This window comes from Tropicimonas marinistellae, from assembly GCF_001509585.1.
Lineage (GTDB): Bacteria > Pseudomonadota > Alphaproteobacteria > Rhodobacterales > Rhodobacteraceae > Tropicimonas > Tropicimonas marinistellae.
The window spans coordinates 375,501-400,435 of the sequence record NZ_LNCI01000001.1; the positions used below are offsets into that span (position 1 = coordinate 375,501).

Consider the following 24,935-nt stretch of genomic DNA (forward strand, 5'->3'; position numbering starts at 1 on the left):
ATATCTGGCGACCATTCCACGTCTTGAATGGTCGATCATGCCTTCACAGGGATCCGGCCCCCAGTTCTCGAATGCCGGTCCGGTAGCCGCGCCGTAGTGCGTGCATCGCCAAGCGCGTCTCCCGATCGGCTCCTTGATCGGACGAAGACGCTCGGACCAACCAGCCATAGGCACGTCGCCTCGACCCGGCCAGACCAACGCTGAATGTTGGGGCTAGATTGCGAGCAGCTGGAGCGAGATATAAGAGCGCCGATTGGGTGCCCGACCTGCGCCCGGATCGCACCGTTTCCGTATTGCTCGATAACTGGCCGTGTTGGTCCGGGCGGGATGTGACAGGCACGCGAATTGAATCCTTCCGGTTGTGGGGTTGAAGCAGGTGTCCTCCCAGGCGGGAAGGACGAATCTCGGGGCATGTTCGACTTGGTGTTCTTCCGCAGGTGCGGATGTGGCGGCGTTGGGCGAGTTTCTGCATGTGATCGCACCTGTCGGGGCTGTGGTGTCGCCTGCGTCCGCGGTTTCGGGTGAAGGTTCGCGTAACCGCGCGGGGAAGGCGTGCCACCGGCGGATGCGGGATGCGCTTGCCGCGCATGGTGGCCGCGCGCCGAATATCAGCACTTCGCAGGTGGCATCCCCCGCTGGCTGGAAGCGGGTGTTCACGATCACAGTGGGGAAGGGGAGAAAGGGGCCATTTCACGACCGTGCCGCGCGGCGGTTCTGACGCCTTATTCCTGTCCCGACATAGGTACGAAATCGAGAGGCGCTCCGACCGGCACGGGTTCTTCCTGCGCCAGACTCGTCTTGAAATCGGCCGCAATACGCGCGGCATGGGCGATGACCCAGGAATGGAGGTGGGGGTAGTTGAATGGCTCCCGCTCCTGCGGATCAACGTCGAGGTTGATGATGTGCGGTGTGGCGAGTTCGAGCGCAGGGTCGGTGAACGTCCGTTGCAGAACCAGGACGACCTTGAAGTTGCGCCATTTCACGCCGTACATCTTGTCGCCCATCCAGTAGGGGAAGCCGTCCCGCGCCGAGGCGTCTGTGGCGCCTTCGAAGAACTCCCGCTGATCCACCCCATCAATGATGCGGTCCTGCGGCACTTCTGCGCCCGCCCAGAGCGCAAGGGTGGTGAACATGTCGGTGATATGGACGATTTCGTTCGACTGACGTCCTTCCGGCACGACACCGGGGTAACGGATCATTGCCGGCGTCCGGAGCGAACCTTCCATGCCGGTGAAGTAGGTGCCGTTCCAGAAACCCGGATGGCCGCGATCCGGCTCCAGTTCCTCGGGGCCGTTGTCTCCGGAGAAGACGACGATGGTGTTCTCGCGCAGCCCCCGCTCGTCGAGGAACGCCATGAGTTCGGCGAAATCGGCATCGAGCTGGGCAAGGCTGTCGGCCCAGTCGCCGTGCCCCGTCTTGCCCCTGAACTCCGGTCTCGGCGCGACCGGCAGGTGCATGAGCGTGTGGTTGAAATAGAGGAAGAACGGCTTCTCCGCGTCGAGGCTGCGATCGATGAAATCCTTCGAGCGGTCGAGATACTCGCGGTCGAGGCTGAGTTTCACCGGAACCGTCAGTTCCTCGATGTTCTGGGGCGGCTCGCCGCGCTTCGACTCCATGACATAGGCCACCGGGTCCCGCTCGGGGTCGTGCCAGGGATCATCGGCCCAGAAGGCTTCGTCATAGCTGTGCGCGATGCCGATCCATTCGTCGAAGCCCTGATCGGTTGGCCAGCGTCCTTCGGAGGCGCCGATATGCCATTTGCCGACGATGGAGGTGGCATATCCGATGTCGGACAGCACTTCCGCAAGCGTTCGTTCCCATGTGACGAGGCCGCCTTGGCTGCCCGCCAGCGCAACGGTCTGATTGCCCGACCGGATGGAATAGCGCCCTGTCATCAGGGCGGAACGCGACGGAGTGCACTGGGTCTCGGGCGCGAAATTCAGCAGTTTCAGGCCTTCTTCGGCAAGTGCGTCCAGCCGCACGGTCTCGGCGCCGCGCAACACCCCGCCCCCGTAGGACCCAAGCTCGCCAAAACCGAGGTTGTCGACGAGGAAGTAGACGATGTTCGGCCTCTCCTCCTGCGCCCGTGCGGATGAACAGACCAACGTCAGAAACACGGTCGCCAATAGCATTGAACTACGCATTGCATCCCTCCCTCGATTAATCATTCGGGATGGTACTGCCGTTGGCCGGCTTCTGTAAAACGCAGATTCAGGCGGTGCCATTCGGACCCGGCGACCAGCTTGGTGCGTGCCGGTATTCATCGATTCATGCTGAGGGAGCGCTGGGGTAATCGATCGGAGGACCAGGTTGCCCGGATGCCGTTCAAAAAGCCCATCGCAACCACGGCATCCTTGAACATGGACGGGGAGCAGACGTTCGCGCGACCGCGGCATGGGGCGCCGCCTTGCACCGCCGTTTATCGGCTTGGAGCCGTGAAGCGGCCGCGCTTGGATCGGCGGGTTTTTCGCAAGTAGTGGAATACCGGCACCGCTCCAAAGGCCATGGGCGATGCCATCAGACCGGGAGTTCTCCGGAGCGAATTTGAGGCCAGTTTGCCCCTCGCAACGATGGCCGGCCCAATTCACTGGCCTCCGTGTGCGATCAACCGCGAGTTGGCTTCCTCAAAGCGGTGCCTCGGCCAGATCGGCGCGGCAAAGCAGTAACTCAGCGCTGTCGTTCCACACCTGGGTTTCGGTAATGCGCCCATCCTTCACGGTGAAGATGTCGATGTAGCGGTTTGACTCGAAGGGCGTGCCGTCGGGCCACTCGCCGTAGAGATGGCCGGTGTTGTAGACCCGAACCTCGCCGGTTGGCGTGTCGAGGATCGCGTCGGTGCGCAGGAACCGCTTCCTGACCCACTTGTAGCGTTTGGCGTTGAACGCCGCGCTTTCGGCGGGAGAGGAGAACCGGCGGCCACCGGTGAAGATCAGTGTCAGGTCCGGGGCAACGTATTCCGCGGCGCCTTCCGGGTCGGGGACCATCGAGAGTTCGAGGTAGGTCTCGACCACCCGTTTTGCGGCGTCGGTCGGCGAGGCCGTGGGCTTGCTCCCCTGACCATTTCCTGAAGGCGCGGTCGCGGCGAAGCCGATCGCGGCCCGGGCGAGCTGTGCGGAGGCTGCGACGCCGTCGATCAGCGTGGCGCCCGTGCGCGCTGTCAGGTCGGGTGCCAGTGCGGCCATTCCGGCGCAGCCCAGAACGATTGCCTCCGCCCCGTCTGTTGCCAGCGCGGCAAGGATTTCCTCCGCGAGGCGGGCGCGGACGGGTTCCGCGCCGCTGTCGATGTCCAACACCGGCAGACCGCTTGCCCGGACCGACGCGCAATCGCCCGCGAACCCCTGCGCACGGATATTGCCCTCGATCACCGGCACCGAAACCGGCAGCGAGGTAACGACCGAGAATCGCCGCCCGAGCGTGGCGGCCATGAGGTAGGACGCCTGCCCGACACCGAGCACCGGGCAGCGCGCGGCGGCGCGGGCCTCTGCAAGCCCGGTGTCGTCGAAACAGGCAAGGACAATGGCCTGCGCGCCCGCGGCAAGGGCCACCGGGATCAGGGCGAGGACACCTGGAACGGAGGCGCGGCCGTCGGCTTCGCCCTGGATGGCCGGTGGTCCGGCGGTGTTCGTGTAGCCCAGGATCTCCGCCTCCGGCAGCGCCGCCCGGGCTGCTCGGACGATGTTGTCGGTCATCGCCTGCGTCGAGTTCGGGTTGATGTAGGCGATCCGCGTCATACGCCTTTCCCCGCGTCCGATCCGAACCGCGCGCGGCGCTTGTTGGTGATCCAGACGGTGAGAAGAAAGACCGCGATGATCAGGAACGAGAACAACGTCGTCAGCGTGCCGAGCGCGTAGATGACCGGCGTGGTCACGTTGGTCGTCATCCCGAAGACCTCAAGCGGCAGTGTGTTGTAGCTGCCGGCGGTCAGGAGGGTCCGGGCGAATTCGTCGTAGCTGAGGGTGAAGCCGAAGAGCGCGACGCCAATGAGCGAGGGCGCGATGATCGGCAGGACGACGTAGCGGAACGTCTGCCAGGCGGTGGCGCCCTGGTCGCGGGCGGCTTCCTCGAAGGATTTGTCGAACCGATTGAAGACCGCGAACATGATCAGCAGCCCGAACGGCAGCGTCCAGGTCAACTGTGAACCGAAACCGCTCGTCGCCCAGTGCACCTTGAGCCCGAGCTGGTTGAAGATGAGACCGACGCCGAGCGAGACCAGGATCGACGGGATCACCAGCGAGGTGATGGCGCCGTAGAAAAGCAGCCCGGAGCCCCGGAACCTCTTGCGGAAGGCGAGCCCCGCCATGACCGAGACGGCGACCGTCGTCACCATCACCATCAGGCCGAGCATCAAGGATCGACCAAAGGCGCCCCAGATGTCGCCCACGGCCTGCTCGCGGAAGAGGTCGGCGAACCAGTATGTGGAGACGCCATTCATCGGGAAGGTGAGGCCGCCTTGCGGTCCCTGAAAACTCAGGATGCCGATGGTCACTGTCGGGCCGTAAAGGAACAGCACGAACAGCGCGAAGAAGGCAGCGAGGAAATAGAAGGAGGCCGGACGTTTCTCCATCGCTCAGAGTTCCTTCCGGATGTTGACGAAGCGCAGCAGGATGCCGATGACCATGAGAACGGTGAGCAACAGCACCACCGCCGTTGCCGCAGCAGACGGGTATTGCAGAAGCCCGATGTCGTTGGAGATCAGCCGCCCGACGTTGGCGCGCTGCGATCCGGACATGAATCGCACGGTGATGAAATCGCCCATGACCAGGGTCACGACGAAGATCGTGCCGATCATGATGCCGGGTTTCGTCAGCGGCAGGACCACGTGCCAGACCGTCTGCCAGCCGCTGGCGCCTGCGTCCCGGGCGGCTTCCAGCAGGTTCTTGTCGATCCGCATCATCGTGTTGAAAATCGGGACCACCATGAACAGCGTGTAGAGGTGGACGAAGGCGAGGATCACGGAGAAATCGGAATAGAGCAGCCATTCCAACGGCTCGTCGATCAGGCCCCAGTCGATCAGCGTCTGGTTAGCGATCCCGTTGCGGCCGAGGAACGGGATCCACGAGATCATCCGGATGATGTTGGAGGTCCAGAACGGGATCGTGCAAAGCAGGAAAAGCGCGATCTGCGTCTGCAGCGACCGCACGTGGAAGGCCAGGAAATAGGCGACCGTGAAGCCGATGGTCAGCGTCAGCGCCCAGGTGATCGCGGCATATTTGAACGTTGCCAGGAACACCTTGTAGGTGACCGCCGAGCCGAACAGGAACTCGTAATTGTCGAACTGGAAGGCGGGGTAGATCGAGTATTCCGTCGCGCCCCAGAAACTCACGATCACGATCATCACGATCGGGGCGGCCAGAAAACACCCGAGGACCGCTGCCAGGGGCGCCGCCTGCAGCCAGCCAATTACGTTTCGCGACATTTGATTTCCCTGCGGATCGGTGATGGGGGGCGTTGCCGCCCCCCCGCCGTACGTCGTCAAGCGGCGATGAACTCGTTCCACTTGCGAACCATGTACTGGTTCTCGTCCATGACCGCGTTCCAGCAGGCAACGCTGCCCATGCGCTCGTAGAAAGAGCCGCCGTCGCGGGTATCGCCCGCGCTCGCCAGCACGTCGCCGAACGGGTTGGTGATGTCGCCTTCGGCCGGCTTGCCCTCGAACCAGTAGCCCCATTCGTCGGCGGTCATGAACTCCTTCGAGGTCTCGGGCACGGCGGAATAGTAGCCCTGACGCATCAGGAAGCCGCCGACCCAGCCGGAGAGGTACCAGTTGATGTATTCGTAGGCCGCGTCGAGGGCGATGCCGTCGAGCGACTTGGACAGGCCGATGCCGCCGCCCCAGGAGCGGTAGCCCTCTTCGAGCGGCTGGTAGACGCAGGGGATGCCGCGTGACTTGACCGCGGTGATCGCCGGCGACCACATCGACTGGATCACCACCTCGCCGGAAGCCATAAGGTTGACCGACTCGTCGAAGGTCTTCCAGAAGGCGCGGAACTGGCCGGCCTTCTTAGCCTCGGTGAAGATGCCAATCGTCAGATCGATCTCTTCCTTGGTCATGTTGCCCTTGTCGGGGTACGTGTATTCGCCCATGGACTCGACGACCATCGCCATGTCCATGATGCCGATCGACGAGATGTCGAGGATGGAGGCCTTGCCCTTGAACTCGGGATTCAGCAGTTCCGACCAGTTCGAGATCGGCCGGCCGATCAGGTCCGGGCGGATGCCCAGCGTGTCGGCGTTGTAGATCGTCGGGATCAGCGTCATCCAGCCGGTCTCGCTCTCGGCGAAGCTGGTGCCGTCGGGGCCGTCGACAAAACCCACGGTGTGCGGCGCGGTGCCCTGTGCGATCACCGATTCCGGCGTCAGCTTGCCCGATTTGAAGATGCCGACGATCTTGTCGTAGTTCGCGATCTTCGAGGTATCCATCGCCTGCAGGTTGCCGGTCGGCCAGACCTTCTTGCAGATCCAGTACTCGATGTCGGCGATGTCGAAGCTGTCGGGCTGGGTCGCCGCGCGCTGCGTGACGCTGTCGGAATCGAGCGCGGTCATCTCCAGCGTGAAGCCGAGTTCTTCCTTCACCTTCTGCGCCACCTCGTTGAGGTTCGACACCCCGGTGCCGAACTGACGCAGCGTGACATCCTTGATGTCCTGCGCCCAGATCATCGGCGCCGGAAGGGTGGTTGCCGCCACCGCGGCAGCGCCGCCCTTCAGCAGGGTCCGTCTGCTGTATCCAATTCTTGGCTTGGCCATTGTCGTTGCTTCCTTTCCTGTTGGTGTCTTCAGGCTTGGAGACGGTGGACCCGCCTCTCGTCCCAGGTCAGCGTCACCGGCTCACCCGGGGTCTTCGGAGTTCTGTAAAAATCCTCTTCGGGAACGATGGCGAGGACCTCTTCGCCTTGCTCCGTCGTTGCCGTGAGCGCCACGGTTGCGCCCTGGTATTCCACCGATGTCACGGTGGCCGCGCGGCCGGCTTCGCCCAATTGCACGTCATCCGCGCGCAACGCCGCCTTGGCGCCGTCGATGGTGATCACGTTGTGGCCGCCCATGAACCGGGCGACGAACTCGGTCCGCGGGGAGTTGAAGACCTCGCGCGGCGGGCCTGCTTGTTCGATGACCGCGTTGTTCATGACGATCACCTCGTCGGCGAGCGCCAGCGCCTCGTCCTGACCGTGGGTCACGTGGATGAAGGTGATGCCAAGCTCGCGCTGCAACCGCTTCAGCTCGGCCCGCATCTTGATGCGCAGGAACGGGTCCAGCGCCGACAGCGGCTCGTCCAGCAGCAGCACCTTGGGCTTGGTGATCAGCGCGCGCGCCAGCGCCACCCGCTGCTGTTGTCCGCCCGAAAGCTGCGCCGGTAGCCGGTCAGCATAGTCGGACATGTGCACGAGGGCGAGAAGCTCGTCTGCCCGTGCGTGCCGCGACGGCTTGTCGACACCCTGCATCCTCAGCGAAAACGCCACGTTGTCGCGCACGCTCAGATGCGGGAACAGGGCGTAGTTCTGGAACATCATCGCTGTCCCGCGCTTGGCGGGGGGAAGCGCCGAGATATCCACATTGTCGAGCAGAATGGCGCCTTCCGACACGCTCTCGTGCCCCGCGATCATTCGAAGTGTCGAGGACTTGCCGCAGCCCGAAGGCCCCAGAAGGCACACATAGGTGCCGGACGCGATAATGTGGTTCAGGTTGTTGACCGCAACGGTATCGCCGTAACGTTTCGTAAGGTGGACGAACTCCAGATCGTGCCCTGTTCGCATTGGCCCCCCGCTGTCCTTGGCCTTCCCCACCATCTCCCGGCGAGCGGCCGGCGGGCAGAAGTATCGACGTGCGAAGCGGTCGGAATCCGGAGTTGCTTCTTTTAATCGCAGTGCCTGACGCAAAGTGTGCAATTTTTGGCAACAATATTGTATACGATTTGCTGCGGCGGTTGGCTTGCGCGCGCCGCTTGCCTTGAACGGGGCGCCAATGCAGGGTCGGGCTGACAGGAATCAGAGGATGACCTTGGCGCAGGTGAAGGCGGGAACCGGCGAAGCGATTGCCGCAGATCTTGAGCGGGCGGTTCTTGAACACCGGCTGCCTCCCGGCACAAAGCTCGGTGAGGATGAACTCTGCGATGTCTTCGGGGTAAGCCGTACGACCATCCGCTCCGCACTGCACGCTCTCGCCCACCGGCGACTTGTCGAGTTGAAGCGAAACCGCGGCGCCTTTGTCGCCCAGCCGACGGTTCGCGAAGCTCGGGAGATTTTCGAGGCGCGCTCCTTGCTCGAACCGCGCACCGCGCGGTCGGCGGCCGAACGGATCGGCCCTGCCGATTTCGACACGCTTCGCGCGCATATCGCGGCCGAACACGCCGCCACCGACGAAGGGGACAATTCCCGCGCGCTGTTCCTCTCGGGGTCTTTCCACATCGAGATCGCGAAGATTGCTCAACAGGAAACCATCGAGGCGTTTATTTCCGAACTCGTCTCGCGGTCGTCGCTTATCATCGCGCTTTACTGGCAACGTCGCGCGGCGCTCTGTGAAAATCACGCCCACGACGCGCTTCTCGCCGCTTTCGAGGCGCGGGATGGCGGCCTTGCGGAGGAATTGATGAAAAACCACCTTCTCGACCTGCTTTCCTCGCTCAACCTGACACAGCTTGCCTCGGCGCCCGGCTCGCTTCGAGAGGCGCTGGCGCGATGAGCGCGGCAACGTTCCGAACGGCGGGTATCGCGGATGTCGAGACAATGCTCGAGTGGGCCGCGCGCGAGGGGTGGAATCCTGGCGAGGAAGACGCTGCCGCCTTCCATGCCGCCGATCCCGAAGGGTTCCTGCTCGCAGAGGTCGGGGGCACGCTGGCCGCCGCGATTTCGGTGGTCAACCATAGCGACGAATTTGCCTTCCTCGGGTTCTATATCTGCCGGCCCGAGTTTCGCGGCCGGGGGATCGGTTTCGCACTCTGGCGACATGCCTTGGCGCATGCGGGCAACCGGACCGTCGGGCTCGACGGCGTTGCCGATCAGGAGGCCAACTACCGACGCTCCGGCTTCGAGCGTGCCGGTGCCTCGGTGCGCTACGAGGGCAGGCTGACGGCGAAGCCGGAAGCGGCGGTAAGAGGTATCCGCCCGACGGACGCGGCTGCAATCGCCGCGCTCGACATGGCCGCCAACGGCGTCCAGCGGCCCGCGTTTCTGTCGGCCTGGACGGCTGACACACCGACCAGAAAGACACTGGTTCTGGACGGGCCCAATGGGCCGCGCGGGTATGCCACGATCCGTCGATGCCGCGAGGGTGTGAAGGTCGGCCCCATCGTCGCCGAAGGCGCAGACGATGCGATAGCTCTCGCGCAGGCAGCCCTGGACGTTCTCCCCGCCGAAACGGCCGTGATCGACATACCGTCCTCCAACGACGCCCTGCGCCAGCGACTGGTCGCACGCGGCTTTCGCGATACCTTTGCGACCGCCCGGATGTACCGGGGCACGCCGCCGACCACGCTTCCGTTACTGCAGGCAATCGGAACGATGGAGCTTGGGTGACGGCGCGCGGAAGCGCCTTTGCATTCCACACGAGAAACCAAAGAAGCGCTCATCAAATGACGCCCCCCCTGATCTCCGTTTTTCGGGCTAGCTGACTGCGTGCGGATGGCGGTCCGTCCGGCGTCAATTATGCGAGTGAAACAGAACCCTTCAAACCCGTGGCGAATGCCTGTCTTTCATCCGTCTCGCGGAGCGCCGCGCCGTGGAGTCGAGACAAAGCGTGTACGCGTGACGTGCGGCCGATATGCCGGCGTCTCACAAGCATCGCGCTGGCGGGTGCCGATGTCATTCGGCTGGCACGGGCGCAAGCTTGGTCGTCTCTTTCGGATGGCCGGACAAGGCAATACGCAGCAGGGGTGGGACCGTCAGGAGCGTCAGGAAAGCCGACATGGAGAGGCCGCCGACGACGACCGCGCCAAGCCCCCGGTAGAGCTCCGATCCCGCGCCAGGGAAGTACACCAGAGGCAGCATCCCGAAGACGGATGTCAGTGTCGACATGAAGATCGGCCGGATACGGTTCTGTGTGGCTTCCCGGATCGCGTCTTCGGGTGACATCTGGTCGTGCCGGAGATGGTGCAGGGACTGGTGCACGATCAGGATCGCGTTGTTGACCACGATACCGATCAGGATCACGAACCCGAGCAATGTCAGCATATCGAGTGGTTGATTGCCGTTTGCGTTGAGCACCGCGAGCCCGCCGACGCCTCCGGCCGCCGCGACGGGAACGGAGATCAGCACGACCAGCGGCAGGACGAAGCTTTCGAAGAGGATCGCCATCACGAGGAAGACGATTACGAGGGCCACGACGAGATTGATCTGGATGGCGTTCCAGGTCTGCGAGAGCTGGTCGGCCGTTCCCGAGACGGACAGGCGAACCCCCGGGGGAAGGCCGCGCGCCTCGATGGGCGCGATGACCTCGTTCTCAAGCAGTTCCACCGCCGCTTCGAGCGGCAGGGCGCCGGAGGGCCGGACCTCGAGCGTTACGGTTCTCAGGCGCTCCAGATGCCGGATTTCGGTTGGCCCTGCGGTGACCGTGACATCGGCCAGCCCACCGGCAGGAACGATCTGACCGGAGGGCGTGACGACGGGGAGCGTCGCGATGTCTTGCGTGCGCAGGGCATTCTGGACGGACGCATCGCCGGTCAGCGTCAGGTCGAGACGGCGGTTGCCGACGTTGATCTCGGCAATGCGGATCCCGTCGTTGTAGGCGTCCACGGTGGCTGCGAGATCCTGCGTCGACAGGCCGGCATCGGCGAGTCGGACGCGGTCCGGCACCAGACGCACCTCCGGTGCTCCGAGTTCCAGCCCTGGGATCGGACGGAACTGGTGACCATCGGAGCGCGGAAGGAGGCCCGAGATGGCCCCGGCCGCCTGTCCGGCGACGGCGAGAATGTCCTCAAGCTCATCCCCGGAGATGTTCAGCTCGATGGTCCTCCCGCCGCCGACGCCGCGACCGAACAGCGAGGGCTGGGTCATGAATCCGAATGTTCCGGGTTCGGAGAAGATCGGGCGCGACAGGATCGGGATCACCTCGGCGACCCGGTTCCCGTCCACGGTCGCTGCACCGACGAAGCTGTTGCCCGGGGTCGCGACGAAGAAAAAGCTCTGCAGGGCCGGTGTGCCATCCTCGGTTTCCGTGGCCGGAGCCGCCTCCCACATCGGCCGCGCAACGGACTCGATCCGTTCCGCGATGGTCTCGGTCGTCGCGAGATTGTAGCCCGGCGGCGGGATCAGCAAACCAAAGACCAGGTTCCGATTGCCTTCGGGCAGGTATTCCAGCTTTGGCAGGAAGGCCCATGCGGCCAACGCGGCGCCACCACCGATGACCGTGACAAGCAACAGCCCCAAAGCCCGAAACCGAACCGTCAGCGAAACGTATTTCATGACCAGCCAACTGAAACCGGCCGCGACATGGTCCACGACGGGGATCCTGCGGTTCTTCGCGTTGTCCTTGGGCAGAAGCCGGCTCGACAGGGCCGGCACGACGGTCACGGCCACAACGAGCGAGAGCAGGACGGAGACGGAGATCGCGACGGCGATGTCGCGGAAGAGCTGTCCAGCCTCGAGCTCCATGATCAGGATTGGGATGAACACCATCACCGTGGTCAGGGCGGAGACGAGCACGGCGCCCCAGACCTGGCGCGCCCCTTCGTAGGCCGCGGCCCGTCGGCTCATGCCTTTTTCCGACAGTCGATAGATGTTTTCCAGAACGACGATGGCGGCATCGACAATCATGCCGACGGCGAAGGCAATGCCGGCGAGCGATATCACGTTCAAGGTGCGGCCAGTGGCGGCCATTGCCACGAAGGTCGCGACAATCGAGACGGGAATGGCGAGGCTCACGACCAGCGTCGCGCGCGGGCTGCGCAGGAAGATCAGCAGCACGCCCGCTGCCAGCAGGCCGCCGATCCAGATGTTCTGGACCACGAGGTCAATCGCGCCCTCGATGTAGACGGTTTCATCGTAGACCTGTTCGAGCGTCAGACCCTCGCGTGCGACCGGGCCGGCCTGAAGCTCCGCGAGCACGCGCTTGACCTCGTCCATTGTCTCGATGACGTTCGCGCCGGGCTCGCGCACCAGGTTGAAGGCGAGGGCCGGTTCGCCGCGAAACCGCAATTTCGCGGTGCTCTCCTTGTAAGCGAAGCCGACATCGGCGACGTCCTTCACCCGGACACGACCCAAAGTGTTCGCGGGGCCCTGAACCTGGCTACGCAAGACCACATTCTCCACCGCCGCGATGGTGTTGAGTTCGCCATCCGCGCGCACCACGTAGCGCCGCTTGCCCTCCTCGACATCGCCTGCCGAAACGCTGACATTCTCGGCCCGCAGGCTGCGGATGACCTCGGGGATGGTCATGCCGTATCGAGCCAGCTCATCGGGATGCACCACGATCTGCAGCTCGCGCGTCACGCCGCCAAACACGTTGACGGTCGAGATACCATCAATCCGCTCAAGCCGTTCCTTGATCTCGTCCTCGACGAAATCGCCATACTGCGGCAGCGGGCGGGACGCGCCCTCGCCAGCGCGGACGATGACCCAGGCGATCGGGCTGTCATCAGAGCCGGAGGTATTCAAGGTTGGCTCGCTGGCCTCGTCCGGATACCCGCCGACGCGGTCCAGTCGGTTGGAAACCAGCAGCAGCACATTTGCCATGTCCGAGCCCACGGCGAATTCCAGCGTGACCTCGGCCTGGCCGGTGCGGGCGCGGCTGCTCATCCGGTCGAGACCTTCGAGGCCCCGGAAGGCGTCTTCTTGCGGGTTGATGATCTCGCGTTCGACGTCGGCCGGTGCCGCGCCGGGCCAGGCCGTCTCGACAACGACAATCGGCTTGCGCACATCCGGCGCGAGCTGGACGGGGATGCGGGACAGGGCGAGGGCGCCGAACATCACCGCCATGAACACGATGGCAACGACGGCAATCGGACGATCGATGGCGTAGCGGATAGGGTCCATCCGCTCAGCCCTGCTCGCCGCGCGCGTCGGCGATCTCGGTTGCCCGGCGCGTTTCGTCGTCTGGTGAGGTCGTTGCCGACTGGTCCCCGGTGAGCGCCGAAGGAGGCGTGGAGCCGGACGCCGGGGGCTGCGCGGCATTGCCGGCACCGCTCACGGCATTTGCAGGCCCGGCATTGCTTGGCGCAATCGCCTGGCCCGGCCTCAGGCGCTCGTTGCCGCGGATAACCACCTCGTCGCCGGCCTGCAATCCTGAGAGAACTTCGAAACCGCCGCCGACAGCGCTGCCGATCTCCACCGGGCGCGGCGTTGCTTGCCCGGCGTCGTTCACGAAGACGCTCCAGCCGCCGCGGGCCTGCACGAGGGCGTCCTTGGGAACAACAACGACCTCGCGCGGCGCGCTTATCGGGAGATCGACGGAGACGGACTGCCCCACAGCGACCGGCGTGCTCGCATCGAGGATCTCAAACAGGACCGGACGGGTCTGTGTCGTGGTGTATTCCGTCGGCAGGATGGTCCGGAGTTTCAGGGACAGCGCAGCGCCCGTACCGGTCTGCCCGGCGACGGCGCTGTCGGGTTGCAATGCGTCGACCAGATTGGCCGGGACGTTCGCACGTACCTCCACCTTTCCAAGGTCCAGAAGGGTTGCGACCTCGCTGCCAGACGACACGAACTGCCCGATCTCCGTGGCAACGTTGAGCACGATCCCATCGAAGGGCGCCCGGATGGTCGCGTTTCGAAGCGTGTACTCAGCGCGCTCTATCGTATTCCGAGTCGAGGCGACCCGCGCCATGGCCTCCTGTTTCAGGCCAAGCGCCTCGTCCAGCGCGGCCTGCCGCTCTTCGACGGTTGCATCTGCGATGGTCGAATTGAGACGCAGGGACTCAGCCCTCTCGGACGCCTTGATGGCGCGGTCCAGTCGGGCGTCGGCCACACGGACCCCCGCCTCGGCGATGGATAGCTCGGTCTCGGCCCGCGCGATCTCGATCTCGAAGAGTTCGGTATCGAGACGTGCGAGGATGTCGCCACGCTTGACCCTGCTGCCGACGCGGACGGGCACGTCGGCCGCGATCCCGGCAACCCGCGCGGCGACCGCGCTTTCCCGCTCGGCCACGACCTGCCCGAAAGATCGGGACGTCTCCGACATCTCGACAACCTCGACGGGAGCCGTTTCCACACCCGCCGGACGCTCCTGAGCAGTCGACGCTTCCGGAGTCGAGAGCAGCGGCAGCGAGAGCAGAACGGTTCCGAAGAAGACGCAGCTGAAGCGGTTCAACATACATTTTCCGATCAATAAGCAGGGTTCTATTTGTCTACGCCGGAAACGCCTGCGCGGATCACTTTCCATGGGCGCGTGGCTTCGGCCTCACCCGGAATCCCGGGAGCGATCTGCCGACTAGCCCCAACCGGCCCCGCCCGGCGGACGCGGCTGTCGGATCAATCGCCTTGGAGAGCGGCCTGCAACGCATACTGCGGTACGCCCCGGACGGAGAGATCGTTCCGTCTCGCCCGCGAGCGTCTGAACGTGCGCTTGCCACGCGCGCGCAACACGCTAGCTCACCGGCGGTGGCGAAAGAGCGAGAAACCAAACCTGGAGGAATCATGCGTTTAACAATGATCTGTGCCGCTTCGGCAATCGTGGCGACGTCCGCGATGGCAGAGGACGTGTCCTACTCGGTCGACGGCGAGAGCTTCACCGGTTATTGGGCCGAGGCGGAAAATCCGAAAGGGCTCGTGCTCATCGTGCACGATTGGGACGGCATGACGGACTACGAGCGCCAGCGAGCCGATATGCTTGCCGAACTGGGTTACAATGCCTTTGCGCTCGACATGTTCGGAGACGATACGCCAACCGAAACGATGGATCACCGTCGCGCGGCCACCGGTGCCCTTTACCAGGACAGGGAGCGCATGCGCGCGCTCATCCAGGCCGGTGTCGCGCAAGCGCAGGAGCGGTCGAGCACCGATGAGATGATCGTGAAAGGGTATTGCTTCGGCGGCGCGGTGGCTCTCGAAATGGCGCGGAGCGACATGGCCGACCTTGCACGTGGCTACGCGACCTTCCATGGCGGTCTTTCAACGCCCGAGGGCCAGTCCTGGGATGGCAACGAGCCGCCGGTACTCGTGCTTCACGGAGGCGCTGACACGTCCATCACGATGCAAGACGTCGCAACGTTCGCAACCGAGCTCGAGACGGCTGGCACCACATACACCATCGAGGTGTATTCGAACGCGCCGCACGCCTTTACGGTCTTCGGCTCTGACAGGTACCGCGAGCGCGCCGATGCGGCAAGTTGGGACGCCTTTACCACGTTCCTCGACGAGAACATCTCAAGCTGACCACAACCGGGAACGCGCGCACGGCGCCCACACCGGGTGCCGAGGCCGCGATACCGGCAAGGGGAGCATCTTCCCGAATCCGGGGCGGGCCGCGGTTCGGCCCGCCCGGGTCACGATTGAAAGCAGGTTCCATGAAATGCCATGTCGTCCTCCTGTGTCTTCTCCCAGGTCTCGCGCTCGCAAATGACTGGCGCGCGCTGGAGCAGGACGGTGCCATCGCCGTGATGCGCCACGCACTTGCGCCGGGCACTGGCGATCCGGGCGAGTTCAGGCTGGGGGATTGCGAGACCCAGCGTAACCTGGATGAACGCGGTCGTGAGCAGGCGCGAAGGATCGGCCAGGCCTTTCGCGAGCGCGGGTTCGCGTTCGACGTGGTCTTCACGAGCCAATGGTGCCGCACCCAGGAGACAGCGAAACTCCTAGACCTTGGCCCGGTCGTGGACGCCCCCGCGCTGAACTCGTTCTTTCGGGACTTTTCGACGCGAGATACCCAAACCCGCGAAGCGCTGGACCTGATTGAAGCAACAGACGGCAAGCTGATGCTCGTGTCTCATCAGGTGAACATCTCTGCGCTGGCCGGGCAGACGACCCGGTCGGGGGAAGTTCTCATCATTCAATTGAATGATGGAACGGTCGCGGTAACGGGCAGCATTCTCGTGGAGCCTTGAAACACGTCACCGAACCAACCGCCCGGGGCGGGCCAGCGGGGAGGCTTTCTGGTGACGCCTCGGCACGGCACCGAGAAACGCAATGGACGGTCGCGTTTGGGGGGCTATCGCGGAGCACTGCAATGCGAGCGAGCAAGACAAACAGATTGTTCCTGCGGCGACCGACGGCGATGGCTGGCGGTGACACGTGCTCCGGGCGCCGCCACGGAGGGTCGCTCCGCGCTGGTGGTTAAGGCGGGTAACTTACGAAGCAATGCACGCCCGCGGGGCTCCGGGGGTCCCGCAAAGATATGCAACGGGGCGCTGCTAGCTGAAACTCAGGAGGACCTGGATGTCTCGACGGTTTAGACGCATGAGGATGGCTCGATCTTCTTCTGGTAAACCGGCTTCGTCGGCGATGTAGCGTTCGAGGCGCAGGGCTATGTCGATTGTCGATCGGTAATAGAGATCGGGCTCCGATCGGTTCAATTCAGCCACCAGCCGGTCGAGCAGCGCTTTCTGACGTTCACCGTCAAGGTCTTTCCGTTCCTCTTGGAGCATTGCCATGACCGTCCAAATGTTATTGCGATCTTTCAAAACCCATCTAGGCCGTGCATCGGCCATGTCGAGACTTCGACGCAACACGCCGGGCAGCCAGGGTGAGCCGGGGGCGACAGGATGATGAACCGCCGTTGGCATCGCTGCGTCCGCGTCGATACAATCCCCTACGCCTGAGGTCGTTCCATGGTCCTGAAGCTCTCCGCGATGTTTGGTTTGCTCCGTTCGAGCCGTCCCGAAGCGCCTGCGCGGGACGGTGCTGCAAGTGTCTCCCCCGCATTTGCCACGCGTTTGGCGCAGTTGGATCGGGACCCCTATCTTTCGGTCGCCGACCCCGACTTGCGTCTGATCTCGGTGTTCGACGACTTGACCTACGACCGCGCAGATCTGGACATGCTGACGGGTCCGATGCGACGCCACGCAGTCGCCAAACTCGCGCAGCTCGGCTTCCGGCAAGTATCGGGAAGTGTCATCGACAACCGCGCCGATGATGTTCGCGTGCTGATCCCGAAAATCCACGCTCTTGGCGCATCTCCCTTCGATGCCGCCCGGTACCTTGTGCGCCGTCCGCAGGATTACGTCTTGCTGACGCCAACACAGGTTGCCTGCCAGATGATCGATACCTATCCGTGCGAAGAGGCTGTGGACCGGATCAAGGTGCTGATCGGGAAGCACCCGATCAATCTGTTCAAAATCATGGACCACTTGGAGCCCAAGGAAGCCCATCGCACGTTTCGCGATGCCATCGGTCATCTGAAGTTCGTGCAACGGAAGGCCATCGAGGCGGAACCGTTGCGACGACGCCGAGCGTTGCGCTAGCAAGCGACGTTCCACGCATGGGGCGCACAACAAGGGCGTTGCGAGCCTATCGTCTGTTCGTTTGACGGTCGTGGGTTCGGCCGGGTGTCAGGCTCCGACGTCGGGCATCTCCACGAACCGAACGCCATTGATTTTCCAGCCGCCATCCATCGGTATCATCTCGTACTCCAGCGCGTGGTACCTGCCGGTGCTGTCCGTGACAATGACGGTCTGGTACTCCCGTCCCGACCGCGAAATGGACGACCCGAAACGCAGGGATGATGGCCGCCAGACCATCGGATAGCCATTTTCGACCATGTTCCCGAACTGCTCCGGTGTTCCGAAGAGTGCCCTGATGTTCGGAGAGGCGAAGCTGAATGCGCCCTCGAGATCACCCTGTTCGAAAGCCTTGATTTGCTCCTGGATAACAGACTGGATCGTACGCCCGTCCTGCTGGGCTGCCGAGGCGAATGGAAAAAAGAATATCAGCAAGAATGCCAGCGGTCGCAGGGTCATGGTTGGTACCTCCACTCCTTCAGTTAGCGCCGCGGCGCGGCTTGGAAAGGGGTGCAGTACGTGACCGGGAAGTCCTCGTTGGCGAAAAAGGAGCCGGAACCGATCTTGCCCATGCGGGACCTGAGGCCGGTTGCGGACCGTTCGCGGCATTTGGGAGCATTCCGCGCATGGCACGCGACCAACCCGCTGCGCGGACTGCAACAGCCGCGGCGGGTCTGAGGGTCAGGGGGCGAGCCTCTCCAGCACTGCACCCGCGATCCGCGCCTGGGTGATCCAGTCGGGCAAGTCGCGGGGGGCGCCCTGAGAGAGGGAATGGCGTAGCGCGCCGTCTTGCAGCAGACGGCTGAGCGCGCCAGCGAATGCCTCGGGATCGTCGGGCGGCACCAGCAGGCCCGCGCCGGGCGGCACGGTATCGGGCACGGCGCCGGTGTGGCAGGAGACGATTGGCAGCCCGTAACTCATCGCCTCGTCGAAAACGATCCCATAGCCCTCGTATCGGGTGGCGAGTGCGAAGAGTGTCGCGGAGCGGTAAAGGCTGTGTAGCTCGGCATTGTCCACGCGGCCCGCGAGGTGGAGCCGATCGCCAAGTTCAAGGTCGCGCAGCATTCGCGCGATGTCGGCCGCGTGGGCGGCATCCCAGGGGGTGCCCACGATGGTGGCGGTCCAGCCGAGATGGCGGATGCGGTCGAGTGCGGCGATGAGCGTGTCGTGCCCCTTGCGCGGGTGCAGGATTCCGACGGAGAGGATCAACGGCGGCGTGACGGGCTGCGCCGGCCCGGAGGGGGGATCCACGCCGGGGCGGATCACGGTGATGCGGGCCGGATCGGCGCCGTAGCGGTCCGTGAGGATCGTGCGCGTGTGGGGGCTCGGCACGAAGACGTGGGCAGCGAGGCGGAGGTTGTCCCGCTCGGTGCGGAAAAGGTGGTCGCGCCGCGCGTCGGTGAGGCCGCTTTCGAGGGCGAGCGGGTGGTGGATCATCGCGACGATCGGCGCGCGGACCCGCGAGAGCCCGCGCGTGTCGATGGCGCCGAAGACCAGCCCGTCGAGGATCAGCGGGCGCGCCGGGTCCAGTGCCACGAGGGTGGCCACGGCCTCCGCCATCTCGGCGGGTGCGGGCTCGGGGAAGCTGGCCGGGAGCGGCAGGTGCAGCACGTCATGGCCGATGGCGCGGAGGCTTTCCAGCAGGCGGCGCTCGTAGATGAACCCGCCGGTGAGCGTCGCGATGTCGCCCGGGATGGCAAAGGCCGCGGGCGCGTTCACACGGCCACCTGTTCGGCGGCGAAGACGGACAGGACCCGGCGCTCGGCAAGGCCGACGGCGGCATGGCCGAGAACCGAGAGCAGGGAGATGACCACCACCGCGCTCCAGAGCATATCGTAGTCCGACAGCGAGGCCGAAAGTGCCATGAGACTGCCGATGCCACGCCCGGTTGCGAGCCATTCCACCACCGTCACGGCAAGGACGGAGGCGGGTACACTCATGCGGGCGGCGGCGAAGAAGGCAGGAAGCATGGCCGGCACCTTCACGTGCCAGAGCCGAGCCACCGGGCCGGCGGCATAGCTGTCGAAAACGTCGAGCACCTGGCCCGGCGCCTGCCGTAGCCCATGGATGCAGGCGACGAAGGTGGGGAAGAAGACCATCGTGGCCACGAGGGCGATGGTGCCGACGGCCCCGCGCCCGAGCAGCAGTACGAGCAGCGGCGCGGTCGTCACGATGGGAACTGAGCGCAGCGTTACCGCCAGCGCGGTCGCGCCCGGACGGAGCGCCGGGGCAAGGGTCAGCGCGACGGCGAGGCTTGCGCCGAGGGCGAGGCCGGCGGCGTAGCCGGGCAGCAGGTAGATGGAGGTCTCCCGCAAGGCCGCGGTGAGCGTTGCCCGCGTCTGGGCGGCGTCGGGTGCCATGTAGAGAGCCTGCCAGAGGTCATCCGGGCGCTTGGCGAAGAAAGCGTTCAGACCGAAGGCCTCCATCGCGCCCCACCATGCCGCCACGGCGACCAGCAGCACGACGACGGCGTCGGCAAGCGGCCGCCATCCTGTATGAGCGGGCGTGACCGGGGGGGAGAGGATGACGGGAGGGCGGTCCGTTAGGAGCGCGGTCGCGAGGCGGCCGACGGCGGCGTAGGCGAGGATCGACACGGCGGCAGCGATAACGGCGAGGGACCAGATGGCCGTCACGTCGAGGGTCCGCATGGCACGGATTGTAAGCACGCCCATGCCGCGCTCGGCGCCGGTAAACTCGCCCACCATCGCACCGAGAAACGCCGCAGGCGCAGCGATCTGCAAACCGGCGAAGAGATACGGCAAGGAGGCGCGGGTGCGGACATGCACCAACTCCGCGACCCGCCCGCGCCCGTAGCTGCGCACGAGGTCGAACCAGCTTGCCGGGGCGGCGCGAAGGCCCACCATCAAGGGTACGAAGGTGGTGTAATACACCGCGAGCGCGGCAAGCGTCACCTGCGGCCCGGCGCCGGGGCCGTAGAGGACGCGCAGGATCGGGCCGGTGGCCACGAGCGGCAGGCAGAAGACGAGGAGCGCCAGACCGGCGATCACAGGCGCGGCGCGGGGCCAGGTGAGCGCGCCAGCGGCGAGGCAGATCGCGGCGAGGTTGCCAGCGACGAAACCGGCGGCGGCATTTGCCAGTGTCTCCCGCAACGCGCGGCCAAGGAGCCCAGCATTCTGCGCGATGTGCAGGATCACGTCGCTCGGCGCGGCGAGGACGTAGGCACCGGCGAGCGCCCGCGCGGCAAGCTCCCACGCCAGGAGCAGGAGGGCGAGGGAGAACAGCCCGCGCGGCCATCGCGGCGTCGGAGCCGGTATCGCGGCGGTCATTGTGCCGCCAGCGGAGGGCGGGCCTGCGCCATGCCACGAGCGAGGGCTTCGGCGACGGCGCGGGCGATGCTGCGGAATTCGGGCGTCTCCGCAACCCCGGCGGCACGCGGCCGAGGCAGGGGGACGGGGATATCCGCGACAATCCCGGCGGGGCGCGGCGAAAGCACCAGCACCCTGTCGGCCAGAAGGACGGATTCCACAACCGAATGGGTGACGAGCAGCGCTGTCGTCCGGCGCGGCTCCCAAAGGAGGGGCAGATCTTCGGCAAGCTGCCTTCGGGTGAGTTCATCCACCGCGCCGAAGGGTTCGTCGAGCAGCAGCAGGCGCGGTTCGGTCACCATGGCGCGGGCGATGGCAGCGCGCTGGCGCATCCCGCCGGAGAGTTCGGCGGGGCGGCTGCCGGCGAAACCGTCGAGACCCACCAGCCGGATAAGGTTTTCCACGGCATGCGGGGCAGGGGGCCTGCGGGCGAGTTTTAGCGCAAGTTCGATATTGCCCCGCACCGTGCGCCACGGCAGCAGCGACGGGTCCTGGAAGGCCATGGAAAGGCCAGCGTCGCGCTGGATCTCGGCCGGCGGGGCGCCGCCAACGCGCACCTCGCCGGAGGAGGGGGTCTCCAGCCCGGCGATGATGCGCAGCAGCGTGGACTTGCCGCAGCCGGAGGGGCCGACGAGCGCCGTTGTGCGCCCGCCCTCGAAGGTGACGTCGAGCGGCCGGATTGCCTCCACCCCGCCGGGAAAGACCTTGGCGAGGCCCTTGCAGCGGATGTCCGGAGAGCCTGTATTTCCGGTGTCAGCTCCCATGAACCTCCTCAAGGATCGAGCGGTCCCACAGGTCTGGCGTGACAGTCCGGCCGAGCAGCGCCAGGGTTTCGATGTTGGCGGCAACGGTCTCGTCCGTCCACCAGCCAAAGCCGTTCGCGTCGGTCAGGTCGGAAAACATCAACGGCACCTGCCGCGTGGCCTGGAGTTTCTGGATTTCGATATCGAGTCCGGCGTCGGGGAACATGGCGAGCGTGAGCGCGGCGGCGGCATCGGTGTCGGCGCGGTAGGCCTCCCAGCCGCGCACCTCGCCCGACAGCAGCGCCACCAGTTCCGCGCGGCGGTTGGCAAGGCTGTCGTCGGTGGCGATATAGGTCTGGGAATGCACCGCGTAGCCGTGATCGGCCATCAGCATGGTCAGGCTCTCGATACCCTGAATTGCCATGGCGACGGGCAGGTCGGTCTCCCAGCAGAGCAGGCAATCGACCTCTCCCGCCACGAGCGGCTGGGCGGAATACTGGGTTGGGACAACCTCGATCTGGTCGATGTCCACCCCGTTGAGGGTGCAGAGCGCCTGCAGAACCGGCATGTTGGCGAGCGCCATCCCGATCTTCTTGCCCATGAGGTCGGCGGGTTCGTTCACCGGGTTGGCGGGCAGGGAGGCGACGACGAAGGGATTCTTCTGCATCGCCACGGCGAGGATGCGGAAGGGCGCGCCCTGTTCGATGGCGGCGGCGGTGTAATCGGCCGCAGAGATTCCCACGAGGGCGGTGCCGGAGACGACAGGCGGCTCCACTGGCGCGTTCGGACCGCCCTGCGCGAGCGAGACGTCAAGGCCGGCCTCCCGCCACCAGCCGCGATCCTGCGCTATATAGCTGCCGGCGAATTGTACCGAATGGAGCCAGGAGAGTTGCAGGCCCACCGGCGTCTGGGCGCGCGCACGCAGCGGCGGCATGGCGGCGGCGGCGATGCCGGCCGTGCCGGTGGCGAGCAGGGTGCGGCGGGACAGGGTGCGATACGTCATGGCGGCTCCTCAGCTTTCCATTTCGCCGCTTAAGCTTAGTGGCATATTCCCACACGGCAAGCGGTGAGGCGGTTCAGCCCGTGTCGCCCGGCGCCGGTCCGGTGGTGAAGGCGCGCAGGATCATGTCGCGCATCCGCTCCATCGGGATAACCGGGTCGGGCGCGGGGACAAGGCCGTCGGCCCATCCCCAGGTGTCTGTCCGGGCAACGAGGCCGGGCGGGCCGATCACGTGGATGGGCACGTGGGGCCGCTCGTCACCGGCGATCGTGGCGGACGTCTGGTGGTCGCCGAGGACGATCATCAGCGGCGGGTTATCCGCTTGGCGGGCGGCGTAGTCGAATATGGTTCGCAGCGAATAGTCCAGGGCCAGGCGGTACTGCGTGCGCACCCGCTCCGGGTCGCTCCAGACCACCTTGGGCGGGTCGCCGGAGGTGGCCATTTCATCGAACACCTTGCCGTCGCCGAGGGCGTCCCAGCCCAGCAGGTCGGGCACCGGCACCCAGGGCGCGTGAGAGGAGATCAGCGCCACCTCCGCGAAGAGCGGACGTGGGTCCGTGCCGCTGCGCAGGAGCCGGTCGAGCGCGGTGAGGGTGAACTGGTCGGGCATGGTCACCCAGTTGAAGGGCTTGCCGCGATAGCCGAGATCCTTCGCGGCGAGGATGGTGTCGAACCCCATGAACGCGGCCTCCGGCCAGGGCATGGTGATGGCAGGCGCGACAGTGGCGGTGCGGAAGCCGCTGCGTCGGGCGATGTGAAAGAGCGAGGCGCGGTGGCTCGCCAGCAGGGCGCGGTAGCGGGACTGGTCGTCCACCCGCAGGCCATTGGCGAACGTGGCGTGGGAAAGCCAGCTCTGTCCGCCTCGCGTGGGCGCGGAGAGATATGCGGAGCGCATCGAGAGGCCGAGTGCCGAGAGCCGTGCCGTGGCGGCGTCGAGCGTGGCGCGGTGGGTTTCTGCGAAGAAGGGCGTGTCGAGGCTGGCGCGGCCGTAGCTCTCGACGAAGATCACAAGCACGTCGCGGTCGATGGCGTCGAGCATGGGATCGTCGCCGGCGAACACGTCGTACTTCGCGGCACGCGAGAATTCCCGAAGGCCGGCGAGCGTGTGTTGCGCCTGCGTCAGGCTCTCGGCGGCATAGCGGGACGCCCCGGCGCTGCCCGGTACGGCGTCGGGACGGAGCGTGTCGGCGACGGCCGCGAGGCCGGTGGCCATCAGCGCCGCGGCTGCGATGACCCGCCCGCGGGAAGCGAGGTTGAAGGCCGCCCAGGTGCCGGTGGCCCACCAGATTGACCAGGCGAGCAGGGCGGCCATGAGCACCGCGAGCAACGCCGCGCCGATTGAGGTGACGGTGCCGAAAGTCCCGCTGATCAGGTTCAGCGCGGCGGCGACGAGAGGCAGGTCGGAGACCGGGTCGAAGCTGCGCCCGAAGGCCTGGTACATGGCGATGTCGGCAATCTTCAGGATGAAAACCGCCGTCAGCGCAACGGTGAGCGCGGCCCGCAGGAACAGGCCTGCGGTGGTTCCGCCCGTGACCATCATTGCCAGAAGGATCACGGGGAGTTCGAGCGTGAGCAACAGGAAGTCTGGCGGAGCGGGGACGCGGTCGGGCATCGCCAGCACGAGCTGGAGCAGGAGCGCCGCCAGCGCGGCGCGGCCCCAGTGCGGCACCCTCCACGTCACGCCCGCCGTCTCCAGAGCCACAGCAGGTCCCGCGCGAAGGAGGCCAGCACGGCGAGCGCCGCCGCGACCGCGAGCCAGAAACCTGCACGCGCGTCGATGGGAGGGGCCTGCAACAGGATCAGCACGGTCATCTGGAAAGCGCAGACGGCTTTGCGCCAATCCCTTTCGGGCAGGGGGCGGCCGAGCCAGGGAACCGCAAGGGTTGCGAGCAGCAGGAGGTAATGCGCGGCCCCGAGCACCAGCGCGATTGGCCACGGAAGGCCGTGGGCGAAGGCAAGAAGTGCCAGGACGAGGGCAAGCGCGGCGTCGGCCTCCATGTCGAACCACGCGCCGAAACCGGAGACCAGCCCGCTGCGCCGGGCCAGCCAGCCGTCAATGCCATCGAGCGCGGCGGCGAAGGCGGCGAGGGTGAAGAGGCTCCAGCCCGGCGACGCCCCGGCGACAAGCGGCGTGACCAGCACCGCCGCCAGCGTCGCGCGTATCAGCGTGGCGATATTACAGGCGCCGAATCTGCCATGCGGGTAGTGCGCGGATATCAGGCGGGCGACCAGGGCGAGTCCGACGATCAGCACCACCAGACCCGGCAGCCAATAAAGCCGAGGGAGATCGGCGAAGAGCGCCGCATGCAGGGCGGCCCACAGGGCAATTGCGACGAGGGACGCCAGGCGAATGCCGCGCCGCAATTTCAAGGGCGGCTTGGCCGGGGCCAGCCGGTCTGCGGTGACGGAGGTGTGTTGCTGCGTCAATGTCATGCTACCAATGATCGGGCCGGAGCCGCGCAAGTCAAATCGTGCTATGACCGCATGACAGCCGGATGGGGCAGGCTCAA

The 24,935-nt window shown here is 65.6% G+C and carries 21 protein-coding genes and 1 pseudogene; 5 read left to right on the forward strand and 17 right to left on the reverse strand.

Annotated elements, in window-relative coordinates:
- Nucleotides 1-722: 722 nt before the first annotated feature.
- The 7 genes and pseudogenes from ARC39_RS01715 to ARC39_RS01745 all read right to left on the reverse strand — a co-directional run bounded on the left by ARC39_RS01715 (nucleotide 723) and on the right by ARC39_RS01745 (nucleotide 7,748).
- Nucleotides 723-2,144, reverse strand: coding sequence for an arylsulfatase (locus ARC39_RS01715; protein WP_201455695.1), 1,422 nt, complete (start codon nucleotides 2,142-2,144; stop codon nucleotides 723-725).
- 480 nt (nucleotides 2,145-2,624) lie between these two features.
- Nucleotides 2,625-3,011, reverse strand: coding sequence for a nuclear transport factor 2 family protein (locus ARC39_RS26070; protein ID WP_268874322.1), 387 nt, complete (start codon nucleotides 3,009-3,011; stop codon nucleotides 2,625-2,627).
- A gap of 69 nt (nucleotides 3,012-3,080) precedes the next feature.
- Nucleotides 3,081-3,731, reverse strand: a pseudogene (locus ARC39_RS01725) (aspartate/glutamate racemase family protein); the annotation flags it as partial.
- Nucleotides 3,728-4,564, reverse strand: a complete 837-nt coding sequence (locus ARC39_RS01730) for an ABC transporter permease (protein WP_068109091.1) — start codon at nucleotides 4,562-4,564, stop codon at nucleotides 3,728-3,730. The gene ARC39_RS01730 and the pseudogene ARC39_RS01725, both read right to left, overlap by 4 nt.
- Nucleotides 4,565-4,567: 3 nt before the next feature.
- Nucleotides 4,568-5,416, reverse strand: coding sequence for an ABC transporter permease (locus ARC39_RS01735; RefSeq protein ID WP_068109093.1), 849 nt, complete (start codon nucleotides 5,414-5,416; stop codon nucleotides 4,568-4,570).
- A gap of 56 nt (nucleotides 5,417-5,472) precedes the next feature.
- Nucleotides 5,473-6,744, reverse strand: a complete 1,272-nt coding sequence (locus ARC39_RS01740) for an ABC transporter substrate-binding protein (RefSeq protein ID WP_068109096.1) — start codon at nucleotides 6,742-6,744, stop codon at nucleotides 5,473-5,475.
- A gap of 29 nt (nucleotides 6,745-6,773) precedes the next feature.
- The gene (locus ARC39_RS01745) at nucleotides 6,774-7,748 is read right to left on the reverse strand and encodes an ABC transporter ATP-binding protein (protein ID WP_068109098.1); all 975 of its coding nucleotides are present in this window, start codon (nucleotides 7,746-7,748) and stop codon (nucleotides 6,774-6,776) included.
- 238 nt (nucleotides 7,749-7,986) lie between these two features.
- On the opposite strand from ARC39_RS01745, the gene ARC39_RS01750 reads away from it, so the two are divergent.
- Both ARC39_RS01750 and ARC39_RS01755 read left to right on the forward strand, forming a co-directional pair.
- Nucleotides 7,987-8,673: a GntR family transcriptional regulator gene (locus tag ARC39_RS01750; protein ID WP_149866275.1), complete on the forward strand. Its 687-nt coding sequence runs from the start codon at nucleotides 7,987-7,989 to the stop codon at nucleotides 8,671-8,673.
- On the forward strand, nucleotides 8,670-9,506 hold the full coding sequence (locus ARC39_RS01755) for a GNAT family N-acetyltransferase (RefSeq protein ID WP_068109105.1): 837 nt from the start codon (nucleotides 8,670-8,672) through the stop codon (nucleotides 9,504-9,506). Before ARC39_RS01750 ends, ARC39_RS01755 begins: the two co-directional genes overlap by 4 nt.
- Before the next feature lie 285 nt (nucleotides 9,507-9,791).
- On the opposite strand, the gene ARC39_RS01760 is transcribed toward ARC39_RS01755, so the two are convergent.
- Together ARC39_RS01760 and ARC39_RS01765 are read right to left on the reverse strand one after the other, a co-directional pair.
- Nucleotides 9,792-12,959 carry an efflux RND transporter permease subunit gene (locus ARC39_RS01760; RefSeq protein ID WP_068109107.1) on the reverse strand — a complete coding sequence of 1,056 codons (3,168 nt, stop codon included), beginning with the start codon at nucleotides 12,957-12,959 and terminating at the stop codon, nucleotides 9,792-9,794.
- Nucleotides 12,960-12,963: 4 nt separating this feature from the next.
- Nucleotides 12,964-14,235 (reverse strand): efflux RND transporter periplasmic adaptor subunit, encoded by a 1,272-nt coding sequence (locus ARC39_RS01765; protein WP_068109110.1) that lies wholly within the window; start codon nucleotides 14,233-14,235, stop codon nucleotides 12,964-12,966.
- Nucleotides 14,236-14,558: 323 nt separating this feature from the next.
- Between ARC39_RS01765 and ARC39_RS01770 the strand changes: the two genes are divergently transcribed.
- Entirely contained in the window at nucleotides 14,559-15,296 is a 738-nt protein-coding gene (locus tag ARC39_RS01770) for a dienelactone hydrolase family protein (protein ID WP_068109113.1), read from the forward strand.
- A gap of 131 nt (nucleotides 15,297-15,427) precedes the next feature.
- Nucleotides 15,428-15,964: a histidine phosphatase family protein gene (locus ARC39_RS01775; RefSeq protein ID WP_068109115.1), complete on the forward strand. Its 537-nt coding sequence runs from the start codon at nucleotides 15,428-15,430 to the stop codon at nucleotides 15,962-15,964.
- A 306-nt stretch (nucleotides 15,965-16,270) separates the two neighbouring features.
- Here the strand turns inward: ARC39_RS01775 and ARC39_RS26075 are convergent, their stop codons facing one another.
- Complete coding sequence (locus ARC39_RS26075) at nucleotides 16,271-16,642, reverse strand: hypothetical protein (RefSeq protein WP_236545091.1); 372 nt, start codon at nucleotides 16,640-16,642, stop codon at nucleotides 16,271-16,273.
- Nucleotides 16,643-16,687: 45 nt separating this feature from the next.
- On the opposite strand from ARC39_RS26075, the gene ARC39_RS01785 reads away from it, so the two are divergent.
- Nucleotides 16,688-17,320: a hypothetical protein gene (locus ARC39_RS01785; protein WP_068109118.1), complete on the forward strand. Its 633-nt coding sequence runs from the start codon at nucleotides 16,688-16,690 to the stop codon at nucleotides 17,318-17,320.
- Between the two features lie 87 nt (nucleotides 17,321-17,407).
- On the opposite strand, the gene ARC39_RS01790 is transcribed toward ARC39_RS01785, so the two are convergent.
- The 7 genes from ARC39_RS01790 to ARC39_RS01820 all read right to left on the reverse strand — a co-directional run bounded on the left by ARC39_RS01790 (nucleotide 17,408) and on the right by ARC39_RS01820 (nucleotide 24,858).
- Complete coding sequence (locus tag ARC39_RS01790) at nucleotides 17,408-17,815, reverse strand: DUF4864 domain-containing protein (protein WP_078059017.1); 408 nt, start codon at nucleotides 17,813-17,815, stop codon at nucleotides 17,408-17,410.
- Nucleotides 17,816-18,037: 222 nt separating this feature from the next.
- Entirely contained in the window at nucleotides 18,038-19,075 is a 1,038-nt protein-coding gene (locus ARC39_RS01795; RefSeq protein ID WP_068109121.1) for a glycosyltransferase family 4 protein, read from the reverse strand.
- Nucleotides 19,072-20,643: an ABC transporter permease gene (locus tag ARC39_RS01800; protein WP_068109125.1), complete on the reverse strand. Its 1,572-nt coding sequence runs from the start codon at nucleotides 20,641-20,643 to the stop codon at nucleotides 19,072-19,074. The genes ARC39_RS01795 and ARC39_RS01800 overlap by 4 nt, the downstream gene beginning before the upstream one ends.
- Nucleotides 20,640-21,446, reverse strand: coding sequence for an ABC transporter ATP-binding protein (locus tag ARC39_RS01805; protein WP_068109129.1), 807 nt, complete (start codon nucleotides 21,444-21,446; stop codon nucleotides 20,640-20,642). The genes ARC39_RS01800 and ARC39_RS01805 overlap by 4 nt, the downstream gene beginning before the upstream one ends.
- Nucleotides 21,436-22,428: an ABC transporter substrate-binding protein gene (locus ARC39_RS01810; protein ID WP_068109132.1), complete on the reverse strand. Its 993-nt coding sequence runs from the start codon at nucleotides 22,426-22,428 to the stop codon at nucleotides 21,436-21,438. The genes ARC39_RS01805 and ARC39_RS01810 overlap by 11 nt, the downstream gene beginning before the upstream one ends.
- Nucleotides 22,429-22,501: 73 nt before the next feature.
- On the reverse strand, nucleotides 22,502-24,106 hold the full coding sequence (locus ARC39_RS01815) for a sulfatase-like hydrolase/transferase (protein ID WP_368085961.1): 1,605 nt from the start codon (nucleotides 24,104-24,106) through the stop codon (nucleotides 22,502-22,504).
- Nucleotides 24,103-24,858 (reverse strand): CDP-alcohol phosphatidyltransferase family protein, encoded by a 756-nt coding sequence (locus tag ARC39_RS01820; protein ID WP_078059018.1) that lies wholly within the window; start codon nucleotides 24,856-24,858, stop codon nucleotides 24,103-24,105. The genes ARC39_RS01815 and ARC39_RS01820 overlap by 4 nt, the downstream gene beginning before the upstream one ends.
- Nucleotides 24,859-24,935 lie beyond the last annotated feature (77 nt).

Coding starts and splice junctions, on each gene's coding strand:
- ARC39_RS01760 (WP_068109107.1), bottom strand. CDS start 12,959: ATGGACCCTATCCGCTACGCCATCGATCGTCCGATTGCCGTCGTTGCC.
- ARC39_RS01750 (WP_149866275.1), top strand. CDS start 7,987: ATGACCTTGGCGCAGGTGAAGGCGGGAACCGGCGAAGCGATTGCCGCA.
- ARC39_RS01735 (WP_068109093.1), bottom strand. CDS start 5,416: ATGTCGCGAAACGTAATTGGCTGGCTGCAGGCGGCGCCCCTGGCAGCG.
- ARC39_RS01755 (WP_068109105.1), top strand. CDS start 8,670: ATGAGCGCGGCAACGTTCCGAACGGCGGGTATCGCGGATGTCGAGACA.
- ARC39_RS26075 (WP_236545091.1), bottom strand. CDS start 16,642: ATGCCAACGGCGGTTCATCATCCTGTCGCCCCCGGCTCACCCTGGCTG.
- ARC39_RS01820 (WP_078059018.1), bottom strand. CDS start 24,858: ATGACATTGACGCAGCAACACACCTCCGTCACCGCAGACCGGCTGGCC.
- ARC39_RS01770 (WP_068109113.1), top strand. CDS start 14,559: ATGCGTTTAACAATGATCTGTGCCGCTTCGGCAATCGTGGCGACGTCC.
- ARC39_RS01730 (WP_068109091.1), bottom strand. CDS start 4,564: ATGGAGAAACGTCCGGCCTCCTTCTATTTCCTCGCTGCCTTCTTCGCG.
- ARC39_RS01765 (WP_068109110.1), bottom strand. CDS start 14,235: ATGTTGAACCGCTTCAGCTGCGTCTTCTTCGGAACCGTTCTGCTCTCG.
- ARC39_RS01715 (WP_201455695.1), bottom strand. CDS start 2,144: ATGCGTAGTTCAATGCTATTGGCGACCGTGTTTCTGACGTTGGTCTGT.
- ARC39_RS01805 (WP_068109129.1), bottom strand. CDS start 21,446: ATGGGAGCTGACACCGGAAATACAGGCTCTCCGGACATCCGCTGCAAG.
- ARC39_RS01790 (WP_078059017.1), bottom strand. CDS start 17,815: ATGACCCTGCGACCGCTGGCATTCTTGCTGATATTCTTTTTTCCATTC.
- ARC39_RS01740 (WP_068109096.1), bottom strand. CDS start 6,744: ATGGCCAAGCCAAGAATTGGATACAGCAGACGGACCCTGCTGAAGGGC.
- ARC39_RS01785 (WP_068109118.1), top strand. CDS start 16,688: ATGGTCCTGAAGCTCTCCGCGATGTTTGGTTTGCTCCGTTCGAGCCGT.
- ARC39_RS01745 (WP_068109098.1), bottom strand. CDS start 7,748: ATGCGAACAGGGCACGATCTGGAGTTCGTCCACCTTACGAAACGTTAC.
- ARC39_RS01775 (WP_068109115.1), top strand. CDS start 15,428: ATGAAATGCCATGTCGTCCTCCTGTGTCTTCTCCCAGGTCTCGCGCTC.
- ARC39_RS01800 (WP_068109125.1), bottom strand. CDS start 20,643: ATGACCGCCGCGATACCGGCTCCGACGCCGCGATGGCCGCGCGGGCTG.
- ARC39_RS01810 (WP_068109132.1), bottom strand. CDS start 22,428: ATGACGTATCGCACCCTGTCCCGCCGCACCCTGCTCGCCACCGGCACG.